18 protein-coding genes are annotated in these 19403 nt (G+C 64.4%); 7 read left to right on the top strand and 11 right to left on the bottom strand.

Annotation, left to right across the window (positions count from 1 at the left end; translation table 11 throughout):
- The first annotated feature begins 17 nt into the window (after positions 1–17).
- Together ACMDCM_RS08805 and ACMDCM_RS08800 are read left to right on the top strand one after the other, a co-directional pair.
- The gene (locus ACMDCM_RS08805) at positions 18–1793 is read left to right on the top strand and encodes a flagellar biosynthesis protein FlgL (protein ID WP_412773212.1); all 1776 of its coding nucleotides are present in this window, start codon (positions 18–20) and stop codon (positions 1791–1793) included.
- A 265-nt stretch (positions 1794–2058) separates the two neighbouring features.
- Positions 2059–3468, top strand: coding sequence for a pyridoxal phosphate-dependent decarboxylase family protein (locus ACMDCM_RS08800; RefSeq protein WP_412774706.1), 1410 nt, complete (start codon positions 2059–2061; stop codon positions 3466–3468).
- Between the two features lie 109 nt (positions 3469–3577).
- Here the strand turns inward: ACMDCM_RS08800 and flbT are convergent, their stop codons facing one another.
- The gene (flbT, locus tag ACMDCM_RS08795; RefSeq protein WP_412773211.1) at positions 3578–4009 is read right to left on the bottom strand and encodes a flagellar biosynthesis repressor FlbT; all 432 of its coding nucleotides are present in this window, start codon (positions 4007–4009) and stop codon (positions 3578–3580) included.
- A 359-nt stretch (positions 4010–4368) separates the two neighbouring features.
- Here flbT and ACMDCM_RS08790 point away from each other — a divergent pair, with 359 nt between their 5' ends.
- The 3 genes from ACMDCM_RS08790 to flaF all read left to right on the top strand — a co-directional run bounded on the left by ACMDCM_RS08790 (position 4369) and on the right by flaF (position 8840).
- A complete protein-coding gene (locus ACMDCM_RS08790; RefSeq protein WP_412773210.1) occupies positions 4369–6096 on the top strand; it encodes a flagellin N-terminal helical domain-containing protein in 1728 nt (575 codons plus the stop codon).
- A 400-nt stretch (positions 6097–6496) separates the two neighbouring features.
- The gene (locus ACMDCM_RS08785) at positions 6497–8113 is read left to right on the top strand and encodes a flagellin N-terminal helical domain-containing protein (RefSeq protein ID WP_412773209.1); all 1617 of its coding nucleotides are present in this window, start codon (positions 6497–6499) and stop codon (positions 8111–8113) included.
- A 361-nt stretch (positions 8114–8474) separates the two neighbouring features.
- Positions 8475–8840 carry a flagellar biosynthesis regulator FlaF gene (gene flaF / locus ACMDCM_RS08780; protein ID WP_412773208.1) on the top strand — a complete coding sequence of 122 codons (366 nt, stop codon included), beginning with the start codon at positions 8475–8477 and terminating at the stop codon, positions 8838–8840.
- A 95-nt stretch (positions 8841–8935) separates the two neighbouring features.
- On the opposite strand, the gene ACMDCM_RS08775 is transcribed toward flaF, so the two are convergent.
- From ACMDCM_RS08775 to ACMDCM_RS08760, 4 genes are all read right to left on the bottom strand, one after another.
- Positions 8936–9298, bottom strand: coding sequence for a hypothetical protein (locus tag ACMDCM_RS08775; protein WP_412773207.1), 363 nt, complete (start codon positions 9296–9298; stop codon positions 8936–8938).
- Positions 9299–9595: 297 nt separating this feature from the next.
- Positions 9596–10087: a hypothetical protein gene (locus ACMDCM_RS08770; RefSeq protein ID WP_412773206.1), complete on the bottom strand. Its 492-nt coding sequence runs from the start codon at positions 10085–10087 to the stop codon at positions 9596–9598.
- Positions 10084–10479 (bottom strand): flagellar assembly peptidoglycan hydrolase FlgJ, encoded by a 396-nt coding sequence (flgJ, locus tag ACMDCM_RS08765; protein ID WP_412773205.1) that lies wholly within the window; start codon positions 10477–10479, stop codon positions 10084–10086. Before flgJ ends, ACMDCM_RS08770 begins: the two co-directional genes overlap by 4 nt.
- Complete coding sequence (locus tag ACMDCM_RS08760) at positions 10479–11609, bottom strand: flagellar basal body P-ring protein FlgI (protein WP_412773204.1); 1131 nt, start codon at positions 11607–11609, stop codon at positions 10479–10481. The genes flgJ and ACMDCM_RS08760 overlap by 1 nt, the downstream gene beginning before the upstream one ends.
- Positions 11610–11942: 333 nt before the next feature.
- On the opposite strand from ACMDCM_RS08760, the gene ACMDCM_RS08755 reads away from it, so the two are divergent.
- Together ACMDCM_RS08755 and dksA are read left to right on the top strand one after the other, a co-directional pair.
- Entirely contained in the window at positions 11943–12356 is a 414-nt protein-coding gene (locus ACMDCM_RS08755; protein ID WP_412773203.1) for a flagellar assembly protein FliX, read from the top strand.
- 354 nt (positions 12357–12710) lie between these two features.
- Entirely contained in the window at positions 12711–13076 is a 366-nt protein-coding gene (gene dksA / locus ACMDCM_RS08750; protein ID WP_412773202.1) for an RNA polymerase-binding protein DksA, read from the top strand.
- Positions 13077–13118: 42 nt separating this feature from the next.
- On the opposite strand, the gene ACMDCM_RS08745 is transcribed toward dksA, so the two are convergent.
- The 6 genes from ACMDCM_RS08745 to flgF all read right to left on the bottom strand — a co-directional run bounded on the left by ACMDCM_RS08745 (position 13119) and on the right by flgF (position 19166).
- Entirely contained in the window at positions 13119–14993 is a 1875-nt protein-coding gene (locus tag ACMDCM_RS08745) for a patatin-like phospholipase family protein (RefSeq protein ID WP_412773201.1), read from the bottom strand.
- 214 nt (positions 14994–15207) lie between these two features.
- Entirely contained in the window at positions 15208–15492 is a 285-nt protein-coding gene (locus ACMDCM_RS08740) for a hypothetical protein (RefSeq protein WP_412773200.1), read from the bottom strand.
- 224 nt (positions 15493–15716) lie between these two features.
- Entirely contained in the window at positions 15717–16475 is a 759-nt protein-coding gene (gene flgH / locus ACMDCM_RS08735) for a flagellar basal body L-ring protein FlgH (RefSeq protein WP_412773199.1), read from the bottom strand.
- 5 nt (positions 16476–16480) lie between these two features.
- Positions 16481–17587: a flagellar basal body P-ring formation chaperone FlgA gene (flgA, locus tag ACMDCM_RS08730; protein WP_412773198.1), complete on the bottom strand. Its 1107-nt coding sequence runs from the start codon at positions 17585–17587 to the stop codon at positions 16481–16483.
- 11 nt (positions 17588–17598) lie between these two features.
- Positions 17599–18387 (bottom strand): flagellar basal-body rod protein FlgG, encoded by a 789-nt coding sequence (gene flgG, locus ACMDCM_RS08725; protein WP_412773197.1) that lies wholly within the window; start codon positions 18385–18387, stop codon positions 17599–17601.
- An 11-nt stretch (positions 18388–18398) separates the two neighbouring features.
- A complete protein-coding gene (gene flgF, locus ACMDCM_RS08720; protein ID WP_412773196.1) occupies positions 18399–19166 on the bottom strand; it encodes a flagellar basal-body rod protein FlgF in 768 nt (255 codons plus the stop codon).
- Positions 19167–19403: the final 237 nt, after the last annotated feature.

Raw genomic sequence — 19403 nt, 5'->3', positions numbered from 1 at the left:
GGTGTAGGGCGGTTCGCATGGCAATCAACGGCATCAGCTTCGGCAACACGATTCTCTCCAGCTCGGTCCAGAGTCTCAAGTCGCAGATGGCCGATCTGCAGAATCAGCTCACCAGCGGCAAGAAAGCAACGACCTATTCGGGCATGGGCGCCAACGAAGGTTTTGCCATCGCCGCGCGCGCGCAACTGTCGAACATCGCCGCCTACACCGATACGATGACCAAGATCAACACCAACATCGGGGTCGCCAATACCGCGTTGCAGGCGTTGTCCGACATCGGCACGCAGTTGCAGACCGCGGCGAACAGCGGATCGCAGGCGCTGAACAGCGCGGGACAGACCGCAGGCCAGCAGACCGCGGTGGCCGAATTCTCGTCGGTGGTCGGCATCCTGAATACGCAGGCCGGCGACCGCTACATCTTTTCCGGCAGCACGATCTACACGCAGCCGGTGGCGTCGTCCGATCTGATCCTGAACGGGAACGGCGCGGGGCAGGCCGGATTGAAGCAGGTCATCTCCGAGCGCAACCAGGCCGATCTCGGCGCGGACGGCCTCGGCCGCGTCACCGTTGCCTCGCCGACCGCGACGTCGGTGTCGGTTTCGGAGGATGCGTCGCCCTCGATCTACGGCATGAAGCTCAGCAACGTCACCTCGACGCTGACCGGAGCGACCGTCACCAACACGCCGGCGACGGTCAACCTCGCCGCCAATCCGGCCGATGGCGATAGCTTCAACTTCACCTTCCTGCAGGACGACGGCACCAGCAAGACCGTTCAACTGACGGCGACGACCACGGCGCCGGCGCCCGCGGGATCGTTCGAGATCGGCGCCAATGCGACGGCGACGGCCGCCAACCTGAATGCGGCGCTGACCGCCGCCGAGGGCACCACGTCGCCCTACGGCGCGCAATTGACCGGCGTCAGTTCAACGAGTGCTGCCGGCGTCACGGTCACGCCGGCACAGGCGTCGATCGATCTCGGCGCGACCAACCCGGCCGACGGCGACACGGTGAGCTTCACCTTCAACCTGCCCGATGGCACCAGCGAAACGGTGCAGCTCACGGCGTCCACCGAAACGCCGACGCCTGCCGGCAGCTTCGCCATCGGCGCAACGCCGGCGGCGACCGCCGCCAATCTCAACGCCGCGCTGACAAGCTCGATCGGAACGCTGGCCAAGACGTCGCTGGTTGCGGCCTCCGCCATCCAGGCGACGCATGATTTCTTCGACCAGCCGCCGCAGCGCGTCGATACCACCCCGCCGGCGACGCTGGCTACCGCCACCGCAGCGGTGAACGGCACGGCCGCCAACACCGTGCAGTGGTACACCGGCGATGCCGGCACCGGATCGGCGCGCGCGACCTCGACGGTGCGGGTCGATCCGTCGGTGACGGTGCAATACGGCATGCGCGCCAACGAGGACGCCATCCGTTCGCTGATGGAGTCGGTCGCGGTTCTCGCGGCCGTGACGACGTCGCCCACCGATCCGAACGCGGCCGATCAGATTTCGGCGCTCAATTCGCGCGTGGCGCAGAACCTGACGGCCACGCCCGGCAAGCAGAACATCCAGGATATCCAATCCGATCTCGCCAACGCGCAGACGGTGATGCAGGACGCCACCGCGCGGCAGAAACTGACGCAGGCGACGATGCAGAACATGGTCGATCAGGCCGAAAACGTTTCCACCGACGAGGTCGCGAGCCAGTTGCTGGCGCTGCAGACCGATCTGCAGGCCTCCTACCAGACGACCTCGATGCTCTCGCAGCTCAGTCTGGTGAAGTTCCTGCCGGTCGGCTGACGACTGGAATTAGGTTCTGAACCGTGGCAATTTGCAGCTTGGCAGGACATTCGGGCCCCGCAGCCTCGAATTGAATTGCTCAGGTCAAGTTGGTTCGGGGACCACGAATGAATTTCGAGACGTCCGGGGACATGCTCCGGCTGCGCGCGCGCAACAAGCTGGGTCGCGCGGCGTGACGGCCGCACGGCGCGACGGGCCGCCGCCGGGACGGCCGGGTGCGCAGCCTGACGCGGGCGAGACGCTCGATCCGGACGACTGGCGCGCGCTGCGCGAGCAGGGGCACCGGATGCTCGACGATATGTTCGATTACATCGCCGGCGTTCGCGAGCGCCCGGTATGGCGGCCGATTCCTGCGGACGTGCGCGCGCGTTTTCGCGAGAAGCTGCCGCGGGCCGGCGGCGACCTCGACGAAATCTATCGGGAGTTTTACGACTACATCGCGCCGTACGCCGCCGGCAACGTTCATCCCGGCTTCATGGGATGGGTGAACGGGGGAGGCACCGCCGTCGGGATGCTGGCTGAAATGCTGGCGGCGGGGCTGAACGCCAATCTCGGCGGCCGCGATCACATTCCGATCGAGGTCGAGCGCCAGATCGTTCTGTGGATGCGGCAGATGTTCGGATTTCCCGACACGGCGAGCGGCATCTTCGTCACGGGAACGTCGATGGCGAACCTGATGGGGATCTTGGTGGCGCGTTCGGCGCGGCTCGGACCGTCCGTGCGCGAGCGGGGACTGCCCGATCGCGGCGGCGGTCTCACCGCCTATACGTCGGTTGCGACGCATGGCTGCGTCGCGCAGGCCATGGACCTCGCCGGATTCGGTACCGACGCGCTGCGGCGGATTCCTGTCGACCGCCGCCATCGCATCGATGTCGATGCATTGCGTGCGCAGATTGCAGCCGATCGCGCGGCGGGTCTTGCGCCGTTTCTGGTGATCGGCTCGGCCGGGACGGTCGACGTCGGCGCGATCGACGATCTGGCGGCGCTGCATGCGCTGTGCCGCGAGGAGGGTCTGTGGCTGCATGTCGACGGTGCATACGGCGCGCTCGGCGTGCTGTCGCCGGAGATCGCGCCGCGTCTCGCCGGGCTCGAAAGTGCCGACTCCATCGCTTTCGACTTTCACAAATGGGGACAAGTGCCTTATGACGCTGGCTTTCTCCTCGTTCGCGATGGCGAGCAGCACCGCCGGACGTTTGCGGCGCCGGCGGCCTATCTGCGCCGGGAGACGCGCGGGCTCGCGGCGGGTTCGCCGTGGCCCTGCGATTACGGGCCGGACATGTCGCGCGGCTTCCGCGCGCTGAAGACGTGGTTCACGCTGAAAGCCTACGGCACCGAAAGGCTCGGCGCGATGATCGAGCGGACCTGCGCGCTGGCGCGCTATCTGGAGGCGAAAATTGCTGCCGAGCCGAAGCTCGAACTGCTCGCGCCGGTGCAACTCAACATCGTGTGCTTCCGTTATCGCGCCAATGACGCCGACCGGGTCAACGCGGAGATCGTCGCATCGCTGCACGAGTCAGGTATAGCAGCGCCGTCCACCACCATGCTCGACGGCCGGCTGGCGATCCGCGCGGCGATCGTCAACCATCGCACGGGAATGCGCGATATCGACGCCCTGGTGACGGCGGTGCTTGAATTCGGCGCGCGTGAAACCGAAGCTCGCGAATCCGGAAGCTGAGGCGATCGGGCGTCGGATTAACGCGTCATGGCCGGGCACAAGCGCTCGAAGAACGTCGTTGCTTCCGCTCGCCCCATAACCGTTCGAAGAACGGCGTCGCTTCGCGATATCAGGCCGAGCGCTTCTGCCCGGCGTCGGCGCGCGGCGCCGTGCCTTCGCTCATGTCCGTCAGCTTTTTCTCGTAGGCGATCAGTTTCCTGACTTCCTTGAGCGCCTTGTAGAGGTCGCCGTTGAGGATGTCGTTGTTGATGCCCTCGATGATCGGCCATGCGCCCGGCATGGTCGTGATGATATCGCGCAACAGGCTGAAATAGGTGCCGTGATTGATCTGCGGCTCCGGCGACAGATACATCAATTGCACCGCGAGGTAGACCAGCTTGGCGGGCGTATCCGCCGTTTCCGGCGTCAGGATGTCCTTCTCGCGAAGGATCGGAATCCTGTCGCCCTCGATCAGGAGCCGTGCGCGCTGGTCGGTGTTGGTGATGACGCATGCGCCGATGATGATGCGCTCGTGCGGCTTCAGTTCGACTTTCAGCGCCATGACGTTTCCCTGTCGTGAACGAAGCGTGCCGGAGCGGACGGTGCCGCCCTTTGCTGCGCAAAATGCGGCGGACGGCCACGTCGGCGCGAGCATCGCGGACAGCCCCGGCCGCGATCCTTTCCGATTATGGTTAACGCTTGGTAAACGCTGCGCTCGGCGTCCACGCCGGAATTCCCTAAAGCCAAGCAGCGCGGGCGAAATCCGGTCCCGGCGTTCGTCAGGTCCGAGCGCCAGGAGGCTTGCGAGTCTCCGATCCGGTTCATGCTTTCTTAGAGTCTTCTCATCACTGTGTCGCCTCGACCGAAGGAATGTCTTCGGCGTACGCGCGTCAGTGTATTCACACCAGAAAGGTATGAAATATGTCCGATATCGTTCTCTCCGCATCGGTTCGCCAGAACCTGCTTTCCCTCCAGTCCACCGCAGACCTGCTCGCCACCACGCAGAACCGTCTCGCCACCGGCAACAAGGTCAACTCCGCGCTCGACAACCCGACCAACTACTTCACGGCGCAGGGCCTCGATAATCGCGCCAACGATATCTCGAACCTGCTCGACGGTATCGGCAACGGCGTGCAAGTGCTGCAGGCGGCCAACACCGGCATCACCTCGCTGCAGCAACTGGTCGATACCGCCAAGTCGATCGCCAACCAGGCGCTGCAGGCGACCTCGGGCTATTCCACGAAGTCCGAGGCCAGCGCCACCATCACCGGCGCGACCGCGAGCAACCTGCTCGGCACCACGACATCGACCACGACCTATGACACCGAGACCTTTACCGGCACCGCTGTCAACAACCTGAACGCCACCGCTGCGAAGATCACGGCTTCCACCAATCTGGCCGGCGCAGGCGGTACCACCACCGACGACCTCACGACGAGCGGCACCCTCGACGGCAAAACTCTTACCGTCAACGGCAAGACCATCCAGTTCTACGACTCGGTGAATGGCACGGGCGCCAACGCCAGCGCTGGCACCGATGCTAACACCACCTATATCGACGCCGGCACGAAAACCGTCGGCGACGTCATCTCCGCGATCAACGCCATCACCGGCGCGACCACTGCGGCCACGGACGGCACCAGCGGCCAGATCACGATCGCGACCGGCACCGGCGCCGACGGCGTCACGCTTGGCGGCACCGCCCTCAGCAGCTTCGGCCTCGATTCGGGTTCGGGCGCATTCGCGGCGGACGGCACCACCGCGGTGACGACCATTTCCGCGAGCGGCACCACGCTTTACGGCTCGAACAAGACCACCACCACGTCGGGCGGTCTGTCGGGCGAGCTGGACATCGCCTCGACCGCCGGCGGTCAGGCCCTCAAGATCACGTTCGGCAGCGGCACCCAGACCTACAATAGCTCCACCGGGGTCGCCACCAATGTGAGCACGCTTGACCAGCTCAATACCGTGCTGGCCAACAACAATCTGATCGCGTCGATCGATTCGACCGGCAAGATCACGATCACCACGACCAACGACTATGCGTCGCAGACGATCGGTGCGCTGAGCGGTTCGGCCACGGGTGCGGGTTTGTTCACGGCCGGTGCGGGTTCCGCCCCGGTGGCGGATGCCAACGCGCAGAACACCCGCGCCACGCTGGTCAGCCAGTACAATACGGTGATCGATCAGATCAGAACGACCGCGCAGGATTCGTCCTTCAACGGCGTCAACCTGCTCAACGGCGACCAGCTCAAGCTGGTGTTCAACGAGACCGGCAAGTCCACCCTGAGCATCCAGGGCGTCACCTTCGATCCGGCCGGTCTCGGACTTTCATCCCTGACCGCTGGCACCGACTTCCTCGACAACGACTCGACCAACAAGGTTCTGGCCTCGCTCAACGACGCGTCCAGCACGCTGCGTTCGGAGGCTTCGACGCTCGGTTCGAACCTGTCGATCGTGCAGATCCGCCAGGACTTCTCGAAGAACCTGATCAACGTGCTGCAGACCGGCTCGTCGAACCTGACGCTCGCCGACACCAACGAGGAAGCGGCGAACAGCCAGGCGCTGTCCACCCGCCAGTCGATCGCGGTGTCCGCGCTGGCGCTGGCCAACCAGTCGCAGCAGAGCGTGCTGCAACTGCTCCGCTGATCGTAAGCGACATATCAGACAACGGAAAACGGCGGGGGAAACCCCGCCGTTTTTTTCGTTTGCGGGCAGGGCAACCTTATTCTGAGCTGGAATATCAGCAGTAGGTGGCAACTCATTGAGAAAACAAGATAGAAACTTTGCGAGACACGATTCTGAATATCCGGATCCCGTCCTGAACACGCTGCGTTAAAGTCTTCAGTTACCTTCCATTTCGTTGGTCGGATTCAGGTGGCGCATCATCAGATAGCGCGTCAGGTGCCGCGAACGGAGGCGAGGGCCGGAGTGATCGCCGCATTAATCTGCTGTTAACCATAAATTAAAACGTCTTGTTCACCTTTCCGGTCAGGAACCGGCTCTTTGCGACGAGCCGGCGTCCGCCTACGTCAGGGAAGGGCCAGACATGTCCGATATCGTCCTCTCGGCATCCGTTCGCCAGAATCTGCTTTCGTTGCAGTCCACCGCCGACCTGCTGGCAAGAACGCAGAACCGGCTTTCCACCGGCAAGAAGGTCAACACGGCGCTCGACAATCCGACCAATTATTTCACCGCCGCCGCGCTCGACAATCGTGCCAACGACATCAGCAGTCTGCTCGACGGCATCGGCAACGGCGTGCAGGTGCTGCAGGCGGCCAACACCGGCCTGACCTCGCTGCAGAAGCTGGTGGACTCGGCGAAATCGGTCGCCAATCAGGTTCTGCAATCGCAGGTCGGCTATTCGCAGAAGTCGTCGGTCGACAGCCTTCCCGTGACGGGCGCCACCGCGCTGGACCTGAGAGGCACGGCGGCATTCACGAATGCCGCAGCGACGCCCGGCGCCGCCCTGAAGACCGGCGCCTCTGGCGCTCTCGCAACCGGCGCGACCCTTATCAGCGCACTGACCGACGGCACGTCCGCGACGCCGACCGGCCCCGCGGCCGGCGACAGCTTTTCCGTCGACGGCAAGACCGTCACGTTCGTCGCCTCAGGCGCGGCGACGACCGACGCGAGCGGCAACGTCACGATCGGCATCGACCAGACGTTGGGTGCGCTGACCGGCGTGATCGATTCGCTGGACGGCAATACGACGCCCGGCACCGCGTCGTCGGTCAACGGCAGCGGGCAGATCGCGCTCAACACCGGTATCGCTCATGACCTGACGCTGACGGACTCCACGCCGGCCGGCGTGCTCGCGAAGCTCGGCCTGAGCGCGGGGACGACGGCGCGCGGCGGCGGCGCGGGGAACCTCGACGGCAAGACGCTGACGATCGATTCAACCGGCGGCGGCGTGGCGACGAACATCACGTTCGGCGACGGCACCAACGGCACCGTCAAGACCCTCAACGACCTGAACGCGCAGCTTGCTTCCAACAATCTTCAGGCCACGATCAGCGGAGCGGGCGTGATCACGATCTCGACCAGCAACGAGGCCGCCTCCGCGACGATCGGCACGATCGGCGGGACCGCGGCCGCCGCCGGTTATGCCTTCAACGGCCTCATCGCCGCCGCGCCCGTTCAGGATGCCGGGGTTCAGGCATCCCGAGCCGGTCTTGTCAATCAGTACAACAACATCATTCAGCAGATTAACACGACCGCGCAGGACTCCTCCTTCAACGGCATCAATCTGCTCAACGGCGACCAGCTCAAGCTGATCTTCAACGAGAGCGGAAAGTCGACGCTCGCCATCAACGGCGCCAACATGAATGCGGCGGGCCTCGGATTGTCGGCCCTGACGGTAGGCACCGACTTCCTGGACAACGGCTCGGCCAACAGCGTGATCGCGAGCCTCGACAAGGCGTCGAGCACGCTGCGCACGCAGGCCTCGACGCTCGGTTCGAACCTGTCGATCGTGCAGATCCGCCAGGACTTCTCGAAGAACCTGATCAACGTTCTGCAGACCGGCTCGTCGAACCTGACGCTCGCCGACACCAACGAGGAAGCGGCGAACAGCCAGGCGCTGTCCACCCGCCAGTCGATCGCGGTGTCCGCGCTGGCGCTGGCCAACCAGTCGCAGCAGAGCGTGCTGCAGCTCCTCCGCTAGAGCTATTCCGGCTTTAATGGAATCAAAGCCGGGCTCCAGCTTTAGTTTTGACGCGTTTTCTTTACGCGAGCCGGTATCCATCCTCGGGTCGAGCCCGAGGACATGCTTCGCTTGAAAACGCTATAACGACCCAAGGCGCGGCGTCGCGTGCCTGTATCCGCTCCATCTTACCGCCGTATCTTTTGTGGCCGGCTTCTGAAAAGAACGCGGCCTCCCGGCGTTGCGCGACGAGCCCGCCTGCGTCGGCGTGCCATTTTTTAGACGTACCTGAAAACGCCGGGTAACTTATTTTAAACGCCGGCCTGTTAGACATACGAGCAGCGCCGAAGCGCGCGCCCGCTGCTTCCCCCGAGGTTATTGAATGTCAAATGCTGCTCAAGCCTACGCCCGGACGGCTCAAACCTCGTCGTCTCCCCGTGAAATCGAGGCCCAGGCATTGCTGAAGGCAGCGCGGCAACTACAGGAAATCCAGAATAACTGGAAGGGGCCGGACAAGAGCATGCACGACGCGTTGCTGTTCAATCGTCGTCTGTGGTCGATCTTCATGAGCGCGGCGGATAGCGACAGCAACCAGCAGCCGTTGGAAGTTCGTCAGAACATCGCCAATATCGGCGTCTTCGTGATGAAGCAGACGGTCGATATGCAGGTCGATCCCGATCCCGCGAAGCTGAAGCCGCTGATCGACATCAACTGCAATCTTGCGGCGGGCCTGTCCGGGCGGGCGTAACGCCGAACATCACGGCCGGCACCGCTCAGGTCGGCCCGGTCATGACGGATCCGCACGCTCGAGACGGCGTATGTCCATCAAAATTGGTCGTCGAGTTACGCCCGCCGGTCGGCCATCGACTGTTCGCGTTCGGTCTTCACCATATCGAGCGTGCGGAAATAGGCGCGCCGACGCAGTATCGCCTCGTCGGGATACTGTTTCACGACCAAACTGGTTCGGTTGTCGACGACCTGGTAGACCATCGAGGCGGCGTCCCTGTCGACGATCACCTGATGCGACAGCGTATCGCTCGAGGCTTGCGGCTCGTTGCGGACGCGCGCGCTCACGTCTGCCGCAGTGACGCTCTGGCTCGGCGGAAGTTGAGTCGCCACTGCGTCGACCGTCGCGCTGGGCGCCGGCTGAACGGCAAGTGCTGCAACCGGCGCGCCAACCGGCTTGATGCTAAAATCCGTACCCATGGTCGCCTCCTCAAGGCTCCCTTCAAGTCAAATCCCGACCCCCTTTTGATCGCAAGGCTAGCTTTCATGTCTCAATGCCGCGTTAGGGAACGTGGTGAACGCGCCGGTTCCATATCCGCGCCGGTTTGATTCAAATGCGCGGCGTTGCCGCGTCCCCGATGCCGCGCGGCGCGCCGGTGGTGCGCTGCTGCTCCGGGGCCGTCGCGACGGCGGCATGGGTGACGATCCCGGTTCTGCGAGGCGGCATCTTCGACGCCGCATTGCGCCCGGGACGCGAGCCGGTCGGATCGCCGGAGGCTACAGGGTGCGGCTGACCGCGATCGGGCTGGTGTGCTGGCGCGGCGGCGCGCTGCGCTGTCCGCTGGCCGTGTAGGTCTGCGGCAGGGTGAGGCGCTGGGCTTCGGCGCTGACGCCGCGTACGATGCCTTCGGAAACCGCGTGTGCCGTGGCGAGCACCGTCAGGTTCACCTGCAGCATTGCCCTGAACGTCTCATGATGGCGCTGCAGCGCCGCGAGCAGATCGGGCACCGATTGCATCATGTAGGCCTGGCTGGCCCTGAAGCGGCCGATCTCGCCGGCGTAGCGGCGCGACAACCCGCTCTTCTGGCTTTCCAGCGCCATGCCCTCGCGGATCTTCCCGGCGCGCACCAGTTCGGTCTCGCGCTCGATGACAGCAAGCAGCGCATTCATGGTATCGAGCATGTCCTCGGCGAGTTTGCGTGCGTCGGCCGGAGTCGCGACCGGCGGTAGAGCGGGGGACGCCCGTGGCTCCCGGAATCCCGGCGTCATGTGGCCTCCTTTGGCGCGGGCTTGGCCTCGCTCGCCTGCTGCATGATCAAGGTGCGGAACACCGCGTCCGACACGCCGATGCCGCCGGCCCTGGCGAAGGATTTGGAATACTGTTCGGTCAGCATCGAGCGCCACACGCCGGTGCTGGGCGTATCGCCGAACGGTCCTTCGCCCTTCAGACCCGTGGTCATCTGCGAGAACATCGAATTCAGAAACATCGCCTCGAAGTCCTGCGAGGTCGTCTTGGCCTTTTCGATCGCCTGCGGAGAAACTTTCTGCAGCGCCTGCTCGAGCTGCGGATCGGGGCGACCGCTCGGCATCGGCATCAGCGCCTTGCGAGGCATGCTGCGATAAGCGCTTGTGATCAGGCTGCCGTCGACCTGGGGCTGCATCACATCACCTCGATGTCGGCTTCGATCGCGCCGGCCGCCTTGATCGCCTGCAGAATGCCGATCAGGTCGCGCGGCCCGATACCGAGTCCGTTGAGACCATCGACCAGTTCCTGCAGCGAGACGCCGTTCTTGACCAGTGCGAGTTTCTTGCCGTCCTCGCTGACGCCGACGGCACTGCGCGGCGTCACCACCGTGCGCCCGCGCGACACCGGATTGGGCTGGCTGACCTGCGGGCTTTCGGAAATGGATACGGTGAGGTTGCCCTGCGCGACCGCGACCGTGGCGACGCGAACGTCGCGTCCCATCACGATGATGCCGGAGCGCTCGTCGATGACGATCTTTGCCGCGATGTCCGGCTCGACCCGCAACTGTTCGATGTCGGTCAGGAGCGCAACGACGTTGCCCTTGAATTCCGGCGGGATGGAGAGTTGCACGGTGGACGGATCGATCGGCTCGGCGGTCTTTGTGCCGAGGTAGTCGTTGATCGCGGCGGCGATGCGCTTGGCGGTGGTGAAGTCGGCATTGCGCAGCGCCAGCCGGACGTTCGGCATTCTGTTCAGCGCGAACTCGATTTCGCGCTCGACGATGGCGCCGTTGGCGATGCGCCCATTGGTGGGAACACCCTTGGTGATGCTGGCCGCAGCGCCTTCAGCGGAAAAGCCGCCGATCGCGAGCGAGCCTTGCGCCACCGCGTAGACATTGCCGTCGGCGCCGAGCAGCGGCGTGACCAGCAGGGTGCCGCCTTGCAGGCTCTTGGCGTCGCCCATCGCCGACACCGTGACATCCATCCGCGTGCCCTGAGTGGCGAAGGCGGGCAGGTTGCCGGTCACCATCACGGCGGCGACGTTGCCGGTGCGGATCGTGGCGCCGCGGATGTTGACGCCCATGCGTTCCAGCATCGCCTGCAGCGATTGCTTGGTGAAGGGGATGTTGTTGAGGGTGTCGCCGGTACCGTTGAGGCCGACGACAAGGCCGTAGCCGATCAACTGGTTCTGCCGCACGCCTTCGATGTTGGCGAGATCCTTGATCCGCGAGGTCGCGTGGGCGGGCGCGGGCGCGCCCAGCGGCGCCAGCGCGACGAGCGTCGCGACGGCGATGCGGACGATCCTTGAAATACCAACGCCAGGCATCCTCTGCTCCCCGCTGAGGGTTCGGTCCGGCTGGCCGCCACTCCCATGGCGGTCATCCGTCGTTAACCATGCGAAGCTCGTGCCATCGCGGTGTCACGTTCCATGATATTGATATCGTTTGAAGATCGACTCGGCAGGCCAAGTCGGGCGAGCGGAAGGCGGCGGCGAAGTTGCCGCCCTCGGCAGTTTTTGCCGGGCGTTCACGCTTCGTTAACCATAACGGTCCACCGTTCCAGTGCCGGCATCATTCGTGTCGTGACACTCGTTCGGAGGCGGCAGTGTCCCGGGCCGGGGTGACGCGGTTCGTTATCATCACAACCCCGTGAGCATGCGATGCGAATTTATGGACCGAACGGAACGACGCAGGCGACGCAAACTTCTAGCGCGCGACGGAGCGGTGGAAGCGAATTTTCCCTGCCGGATCTGACCGCGACGACGGAAAATCGGGCGGCGGCTGCGCCGAAGGCCACCGCAACGATCGATGCGCTGCTGGCCTTGCAGGGCGTCGAGGAGGATCCGGTGGAGCGGCGCAAACGCTCGGTGCAGCGAGGCAGGAACGCGCTCGACGTGCTCGACGATCTCAAGATCGGATTGCTGTCCGGCAACTTCGATTCCTCGACAGTGACGCGGCTGCGCGCCGCCGCCGCCGACCTGAAATCGTCCTCTGGCGATGTCGGTCTCGACGCGGTGCTGTCGGAGATCGAACTGCGCGTCGAGGTCGAACTCGCCAAGGCCGGGCAGTATTGAGAACAGGAAGCCACGGCGGTGAACCCGGCGCCCATGGGTTTGTCCGGTCCGCTTCGGCGGTACATGGATCGGGTTCCCTCAGCCATTCGGGTGATCGCCGGTAGCCGGCTGGTTCCGGCCCGGATCGATCGGCTTCTCGCCGGCGGGCGCGTAAAAGGTCGGAACTCTTTCATTTCAGCTCGTCAGGGGGCGGGGTCTTCGATGCGGCGATATTGTCTGTCACAAACGGCCGCTATATAAGCTCGGCCGCAGCTGGACTGTCGGCCGCAGCCGAGCCGTCCGGCGTCTTGCACGGATAATGGAATGCATTTGGAAAAGCTGAAGAATTACAAGCCCTCCGAAAAAGAGCCTTTCATGAACGAGCGTCAGCGCGAGTATTTCCGCGCCAAGCTGCTGGCATGGAAGGAAGAGATCCTCCGTGAGGCGAAGATCACGCTGCAGACGCTTCAGGAAGAGAACGTCAATCATCCCGATCTCGCCGATCGCGCGTCCTCCGAAACCGACCGGGCCATCGAACTGCGGGCCCGCGACCGGCAGCGCAAGCTGATTTCCAAGATCGACGCCGCCTTGCAGCGGATCGAGGACAACACTTACGGCTATTGCGAGGAAACCGGCGAGCCGATCTCGTTGAAGCGGCTCGAGGCGCGTCCGATCGCGACGCTCTCGGTCGAAGCGCAGGAGCGCCACGAGAAACGCGAAAAGATTTATCGGGACGAGTAGGGGCTCGCGCTGCTGCGAGACAGGGATCTCGGCAACAACCTGCTACCGGAACATCTCCCGGCGCTCGGCGGTCAGCCCGGCCAGCACCTGCCTGGCGTGGCTGTAGCCCGCGGCAACCATCTCCTCGAAACGGTTCCAGTCCAGCAGGCGGCCGTCGGGAACGCGCGGCTGGAATAACAGGTCGGTGAATTTCCCCATCACCTTCTGTTTCGCGATCGAGGTGATGAACGACGACCGCAGCATCGTTTCCGGCACGCTCGGCAGAGGATAGCGCCGTTTGGCGCGCGGCCTGAGTCTGTCGCGCAGCAGCGCAAGCGTTCCGGGTACGCAGTCAATGTCGAACACCTGCTCGCGGTCGACCGAAAGGTCGACGCCGATGATGCGGCCGGCGCCGCGTTGGGCCATCACGTCAACCGGGAAATTGTTGAAGGTGCTGCCGTCGTACATCATGTGTCCGCCGACGAAGACCGGCGGCAGCGCGCCCGGAATCGCATAGCTCGCGCCGACGTTGCGGATAAGGTCGCCGCGCGACAGCACGGCTTCGCGGCCGATGGAAAAATCCGACGCCATCGTGAAGAAGGTGATCCAGCTATCCTCGATGTCGATCGCGTCCAGCCCGGTGGCGTCGCGCACGGCCTGCATCATCGCGCTGCGCGTCCGCGCGCCCTTGATCAGTGATACCAGCGGGATGAAGTTGTAGTCCCCTGTCACGTTGCCCATCGGATGCTCGAGAAACGCCTTGCGAACTGCGGCTTCGACCTCAACCGCGCTGCGACCGAGCGCCAGCACCAGACCCATCACCGCGCCGATCGAGCTGCCGCCGATCGTGTCGACGGGGATGCCGTTTTCTTCCAGCGCCTTGATGACGCCGACATGGGCGAAGCCGCGCGCGCCGCCGCCCGACAACACGAGTCCTATGCTCCGCCCGGAGATGATGCGAGCGATGCGAGCCATGTCGCGGGACAGCTTGGGGCGAACGTGAAAGTGCCGTGCCGCTGGACGCGCGTCCAGCCATCGCGCCGTGCCTGTCGGAATTCTCGTATCCGCCTCGTGCAGCAGGACCAGCGTCTGCCGTGCGATCGAGATCGGAGCTTCGGGCGCCAGGCACCCCCGTTCGACACCGGAGAGACCTGGATCGCGATGGGCGTCGGCAAGCAGCAGAATCTCGTCGGCATGGCGCAGGCAGAATCGCGTCCAGGCGGTGTCGTGGCCGTCGGCAGCCAGATAAACCGCGCGGCTTCGTGCCTCGATCTCGTCGATATAGCCGGCGAGCGCATCATGGCGCCGTCCGGCCTGACGAACCGCGGCGGCGCCGAAGCGTCCGGCGATGTCATCGGCGGTGACCACGCTCACCGGCCGCGCCTCCACGGCTTGCGCGTCGCGCAGGCTTTGCGCGAAATCGGCGGCATCCAGCCCCGGCGTGATCGGCAGGATGCAGACGTTCACCGCCACCGGCGCGACTTGGCGCTCGCGCTCGTGCTGGCGGAATCGCCGGATCACGAGCCGCATCATCGACATCTCGATTTCGGGATCCTGCACGATCGCGCGCTCGATCATCGCGCGTGTGACTTTGACCAGCAGGGTATCGCGCGCGGCTACGATGGTGGCCGAGCGCGGTTCGCCGGTGAACAGAGCGAGTTCGCCGATGGATTCACCGCGCCCGATCTCGCTGAGAATTTTCCGCGCGCCGGATTCGGTTTCGGAAAAGGCGTGCATCCGCCCGGACAGGACGAAGTAGACGTCATCGCTGACGTCGCCCTGACGCAGCAGCGTCGCGCCGGAGTCAAGATCGATATATTCCGCCTCGGACTGGATGGTGCGCAAAATCCCGGCCTTATCGGACGCGAAGTAGTTGCGAAGCACGGTCTGGAGCAGCGCCTCGCGTTGCTGAAGATCGGGATCGGGTTTCGACGTCAAAACCGCAACTCCTTAACGCGCGTTCCATGCGATCAAGCATAGTTCAGAAAGCCGGCAGTTGAACCGGATTCTTGCCGCAGCGGGTTCGTCGGGACTGGAGCGTGTGTCGGCAAAGGTCCGGTGGGACCGGTATGCCGAGTCCGAGATGTCGCAATTGGTCATGGCCGGATGTGTTCCGGCCATCTGCGTCCTTGATCCGGTTCGCGACATCGCGTCAGTCGCGCCCGACCCTGCCGGGAAATCCGGGCGCGATAGGGCTGTCGCCGTTCAGGCCGCTCGGCACGGCGCCGGTGCCGATGGTGCCGGGCCGCAAAGTGTTCGGCACGCCCGGCTGATTGACGCCGCTGGTGTTGAGGCGCGGCGATGGGGCTGGCGTTGCCATCGGCGCCAACGGCATCGGGGTGTAAATATGGCGGTGGCGGTGACGCGCCTGCGCCGCGTCCGGCGTCGCGGCCAGGCCCAGGCCAACGATAAGCAGGATGCGAACGATTGATGACATGGAAGGACTCCGGCAATCTCGCGCTATGTCATGGAACATAAGTATTGCCAGTCCCGGCGCGCAGACCGGTTTCATGAATTTTTATTGATCTTCGGAAGAAACGGAGCGGCGTGTCAACTTGATGCGCCGAAAACGATGCGGCCTCCGGCAGGGGAGCCGCCGGAGGCCGCGCAGTCACCGTCTCGCGCCCGAGAGTCGCGAGGCGGCGGGGAGCCGGGAAAGAGCTAGAACGGCAGCAGCACGTCCATCACCTGCTGACCGTAGCGCGGTTGTTGCACGTCGCTGATCTGGCCGCGTCCGCCATAGGAAATGCGGGCCTGCGCGATCTTGCTGGAGTCGATGGTGTTGTCGCTCTGGATATCTTCGGGCCGCACGATGCCGGCGACGATCAGTTCACGGATTTCCATGTTGACACGGATTTCCTGCTTGCCTTCGACCACGAGGTTGCCGTTCGGCAGCACCTGGGTGACGACGGCGGCGACGCTGGTCTGCAGGTTCTCCTGGCGCTGCACCGAGCCCTTGCCGTCACTCGAGGAGGTGGAGTCGGTCGTCAGCAGCCGGCCGGGAAGAATCTTTTGCGCGGTCGGGCCCAGCAGCTTGGAACCGGCGAAGTCGGTGATGCCGGAATCTTCCTTGTTGGTGCGGCTGCGCTGGGTCTCGTTGGCGATGTTGGCCTTGTCGGTGAAATTCACGGTGACGGTCAAGAGATCGCCGACGCGCGCAGCGCGCTGATCCTTGAAGAACGCGCGCGAACCGTTCCGCCACAGCGAGTTGGCGTTGTACGACACCGTCTCAGGCTTCGGCATCGGCATCTGCACCGGCTTGTAACCGGGTTGCGTCGTCGGATTGTCGATCGCGGTCAATTTGGGTGGCTCGCCAATCTGGGACAGGCGATCGATGGACGAGCAACCGCTGGCAAGGCCGGCGGCCGCAAGACATGCGCCGGTCAGAACGATGCGGTTGATGTTCGTGGGCTTCAACATGAACGTCACTCGGATTTTGGAGATGCAGGCACGCTGTCGCTGACGGAGGTCGGGGTGGATGCGGCGTCGGCGACTTGCGCGGCGCTCGCCAGCCTGCGCGGGATGACCGGAGCGGCCGGCGAAACCGACACCTGGCCGCGCCCGACCACCACGCCGGATACGGTGCGTTTCGATTGCAGGTTAAGCACGCTGACGACGTCGCCTTCGGTTCCGGCCTCGGTCGCCTTGCCGCGCACGGTGAGGCAGATTCCCGCCGCCTTGTAGATCAGGGTCACGGCCTGGTCGCGTTGCACCAGGTCCGGCTTGGTCAGGTCCGAGTTGCGTAGAGCCTGGCCGGCGTGCATCTGCCGCCGTATCTGCATTCCGATGACGTGGTCGCGATCCGCGGCGTCGTTGCCGACCTCGGCTTTGGGACGGCGCTCCATCACCACGTCGGAGAATTTCAGCAGCGTGTTGCGGTCGACGTCACGGACCAGCACGGGGGCCTCGACGGTCTCGACGGCAGTGCCGGTGAAGCGCAGTCGGGCCGGTGCGGCGCCGGAGTCGTTGCCCACTTCGAGCGTGACGTCGAAGCGTCCGTTGCGCGGGTCGAACCAGGCCTCGACCGGGTTGATGTCGCCGTTGTTCGCGGCATCGAGATGGATTGCACGAAGCTCTTTATCGAAGGTCAGCGACAGGTTCTTGGCGTCGCCGAGCCCGTGGCGGTGCTCGAGCGCGACGGCGACCTGCAGTTCGATGTCGTCGGCATCGAGGGTGCGCGCAAGCCGCGTCACCGAGACGTTGCGGATGCCGTGAGTATCGACGCCGATCACCTGATGCGCTCGGAGAACGTCGAGCACCTGCGTTGCCGACAGGGTGCCGGTGGTGCCCGGGTCGGGCGCGCGATAGATCGCGATTTGCGCGGCGTCGCCGGGGTTGTCAATGACGTCGCCGATGCGCACCACATCGCCTGCGACCTTGACGTTGGCGCGCAGCGAAGGAACCGAAGTGCCGGCTGCGGTCTGGATCGCACTCGCCAATGCGACGCGCGGCGGAGCCGCGTCGTTCGCGGCCAGCGCCGGAACGGACGTTGCCAGCAGCGCGACGGCGACGAGGAGGGAACGGATCGCCATGGTCAGCCTCCCTAGCGGAATAGCGCGGCCGCGGATTGCAGCATCTGGTCGGCGGCGCTGATGACCTTGGCGTTCATCTCGTAGGCGCGCTGCGCGGCGATCAGATCGGAGATTTCGGAGACCACCTCGACGTTGGCTTGTTCGAGGTTGCTCTGCTGCATGTCGCCGTAGCCGTCGATGTTGGCGATGCCGTCCTGCGGCGGCCCGGAGGCGGGCGTTTCGGTGAAGTTGTTATCGCCGACCGGCTGCAGCCCGGCCTTGTTGATGAAGCGGGTCAGGCCGATCTGGCCGAGCACCGTCGGCGTGGTCGATCCCGGCAGCGTGACCGACACCTGGCCCTGCGCGTTGATGGTAATGCCCGACGAGTTCTGCGGGATCGTGATTGTCGGCTGTACGGGATTTCCCTGCGCGTTGACGATGCGCCCCTGGTTGTCCATCTGGAACGTACCGTCGCGGGTGTACTGATAGGTGCCGTCCGGCATCTGGATCTTGAAGAAGCCTTCGCCGCGGATGGCGATGTCGAGATCGTTGCCGGTCTGCGACAGCGTGCCCTGGCTCATCAGCCGCGGCGTGCCGACGGTCTTGACGCCGCCGCCGAGATCGATGCCCACGGGCAGGATCGTTCCCTGATCCGAAGCCTGCGCGCCGACGCGGCGGACGTGGTCGTAGATCAGGTCCTGAAACGCGGCCCGCTGTTTTTTGTAGCCGGTGGTGCGAAGGTTCGCGATGTTGTTGGAGATGACCTGGACGTTCAGCTCCTGAGCCGCCATTCCGGTCGCCGCGGTATAAAGAGCGCGCATGATCTATCTCCTTATGCCGGAACGTCGGCGAGTTTTTCGATGGCCGATTTCTGCAGGTCGCTTTGCTGTTGCAGCAGCGTGGCCATCTGCGTGTAGGCGCGGGACACCTCGACCATGCGGCTCATCTCGGTCACCGCATTGACGTTGGAGCGCTCGATGAATCCCTGGCGGACCCGCGCCGTGGTGTCCGGCTGGGCGAAGTTGCCCTCGCCCGCGGCGTAGAGGTTGGAGCCCTCCTTGAGCAGTTTCTGCGCCTGCGCGAAGGAGACCAGCCGCAGCTTGCCGCGGATCGAGTCGGCGGCGTTGTTGGTGCCCTCGATCACGGTCACGGTGCCGTCGTCGGAGATCGCGATGTCGTGGTCGGTCTGCTGGAACGTGATCGGCCCGTTGGAGCCGAGCACCGGATCGCCCGATGCCGTGACCAATTGGCCCTGCGCGTTGATCTGCAGCCCGCCGTCGCGGGTATAGCGTTCGCCTGCCGGTGTCTTCACCACCAGGAACGCCTTGCCGTCGATGGCGACATCGAGCGGGTTCTTGGTCTGCTCGGTCGCGCCGCCGGAGAAGTCGTGAAAGGTGGCGCGATCCTGCACGAAGCTCAGGCGGCGGTCGCCGCCGACGAAGTTGTCCTCGTGCGCGACCGGCATCAGGTATTCCTCGAACAGCGAACGGTCGGCCTTGAACCCGTTGGTGTTGACGTTCGCGACGTTGTTCGCAATGACATCCATCTGCCGTTCGAGCATCATTTGCCGCGACAGTCCGATGAGGAGCGTATTCTCCATCGGTGGTTCTCCCCTTGAAGGACCCGCGTCAGGCCCTCCCAGGCCGCCGACGGATCGTTTCGAACCTCACAGCTCTCCCAAGCCTGCGGTTCGACAAGGATCTAGCGAAAGCCGTGCCAGGTCTGAAAATTCTATTTTTTCAATTCGTTATGGAAAAGAGCGAGCGCGGGCAGGGCGGCAATAAGATCTTGTTGACCATAACGGCTCGGCAAAATCTTCCTACCGCATGGTTAAAAG

Origin of the sequence: Nitrobacter sp., assembly GCF_047149785.1 — a bacterium.
Classification (GTDB): Bacteria; Pseudomonadota; Alphaproteobacteria; order Rhizobiales; family Xanthobacteraceae; genus Nitrobacter.
Note: the sequence above shows the minus strand (reverse complement) of the source record. Positions and strands in the feature narration are given on the sequence as shown.